This is a genomic window from Enterobacter cloacae complex sp. S2, from assembly GCF_015159675.1.
GTDB lineage: Bacteria > Pseudomonadota > Gammaproteobacteria > Enterobacterales > Enterobacteriaceae > Enterobacter > Enterobacter intestinihominis.
Map to the genome: position 1 here is coordinate 1 of NZ_JADDTS010000085.1, position 2,025 is coordinate 2,025.

Annotated in this window: 1 protein-coding gene and 1 pseudogene; both read left to right on the forward strand. The window is 41.7% G+C overall.

Annotated features, from left to right (window positions below; genetic code table 11):
• Positions 1 to 187 precede the first annotated feature (187 nt).
• Positions 188 to 1,573, forward strand: coding sequence for a mannose-1-phosphate guanylyltransferase/mannose-6-phosphate isomerase (locus tag IPZ49_RS22780; RefSeq protein WP_063932888.1), 1,386 nt, complete (start codon positions 188 to 190; stop codon positions 1,571 to 1,573).
• Positions 1,574 to 1,580: 7 nt separating this feature from the next.
• Positions 1,581 to 2,025: pseudogene (gene cpsG, locus IPZ49_RS22785) on the forward strand (colanic acid biosynthesis phosphomannomutase CpsG); the annotation flags it as partial.

A 2,025-nucleotide genomic window follows, 5' to 3' on the forward strand; every position in this document is an offset into this window, starting at 1 on the left:
TTTGTGAGGATATTGATATATGTTATCGTTCTCATCTATATAATGTACCTGTAAGATACTATCCCGAAGTTAAAGCTATCCATTTTGCAAAACATGCCAACAGAAGCATTTTTTCTAAGCATTTCTGGTGGCATGTAAGCAGTATTTTGAAATTCTTATGCTTTAAATATAATAATAGGATAAAAAGATGATTATACCAGTAATTATGGCTGGGGGTAGCGGTACCCGCCTTTGGCCTCTGTCTCGCTCGCTTTTTCCAAAGCAATTTCTAGATCTGTTGTCTAAGGGAAGCTTACTACAGAATACACTTAATCGCTTAACTGATATAGATTACGGAACTCCGATAATTATAACAAATAATGAGTATCGTTTTTTGGTCAAGGAGCAAATTAAAAAAACTAAACATCCTGATTCGCAAATAATCCTTGAGCCAGCCGCAAGGAATACTGCCCCAGCAATAGCGATTTCTGCATTCAGTTCTATTAAAAATGGAGCTGATCCTCTTTTGCTAGTAATGCCCTCGGATCACCTCATTAAAGATGAGATGCAATTCTCAGAAAGCATAAAAAAAGCGCGTGAATATGCAGAAAAGGGCTTTTTAGTAACATTCGGTATTAAGCCTACCTCGCCCGAAACTGGATATGGCTATATTAAGGCAAGTGGTAAGATCGGTGAAGGAATATACGATATAGAACGCTTCGTTGAGAAACCTAGCCTAACTAAAGCTATTGAGTATATTTCAGATGATAAGTATAGCTGGAATAGTGGTATCTTTCTTTTTAAAGCTTCAACTTTTCTTCAGGAAATAAATGCTTTTCGACCAGAAATTTATGAGTCCTGCTTGAAGTCTGTTAATAATGCAATTACTGATCTTGGTTTCTTAAGAGTAGAGCCTACTAGTTTCGCTCATTGCCCCTCTGATTCAATTGACTTTGCCGTGATGGAATTGACAAAGAAAGGTGTTGTTGTGCCTGTAGATATTGGTTGGAGCGATGTTGGTTCCTGGAGTGCACTATGGGAAGTTAGTAATAAAGATGACAATAATAACGTCTCTAACGGTGATGTCTATTTGAATGAAACTTCCAATAGTTATATCTATTCTAAAGACAGATTCGTTGCATGCGTTGGTGTCGATGACATTATTGTTGTAGACACGAGTGACGCGTTACTCGTAGTTTCTAAAAACAATGTGCAAAAGGTCAAGGATGTAGTTAATCATCTTCAGGTAAAAAATAGACCAGAATATCAGAATCACAATGAACAATTCCGCCCTTGGGGTAGTCATGAAGTTGTGAGTTCTGGTAGTAAATACAACATCAAGCGTGTTGTTATAAAACCTGGCCATAGTAGTTCAGAGCAAATTCATTATAATAGAACAGAGCATTGGATTGTTCTTTCAGGCACAGCTTTGGTTATGTGTGGTGATGAAATAAAAACAGTTAAAGAGAATGAATCCACTTTTATTCCGGCTGGAGTAAAACATAATTTTTCAAATCCGGGAAAAATTGATTTGGAAATTATTGAAGTGCAAACGGGGCCATACCTAGCAGAAGACGATATTTATAGAGAATAAAATTATCATGCAGAAATTAACCTGTTTTAAAGCCTACGATATTCGCGGCAAGCTGGGCGAAGAGCTGAACGAAGACATTGCGTGGCGCATCGGTCGCGCGTACGGCGAATACCTGAAACCACAAACTATCGTGCTGGGCGGCGACGTGCGTCTGACAAGCGAATCCCTGAAGCTGGCGCTGGCGAAAGGGCTACAGGACGCGGGCGTCGACGTGCTGGACATTGGTCTTTCCGGTACCGAAGAGATCTATTTTGCCACCTTCCACCTGGGCGTGGACGGCGGTATCGAAGTGACGGCCAGTCATAATCCGATGGACTACAACGGCATGAAGCTGGTGCGCAAGGGCGCGCGTCCTATCAGCGGCGACACCGGCCTGCGCGACGTGCAGCGTCTGGCCGAGGCCAACGACTTCCCGCCGGTGAATGAAGCCAGACGCGGCAGCTATAAGCAGA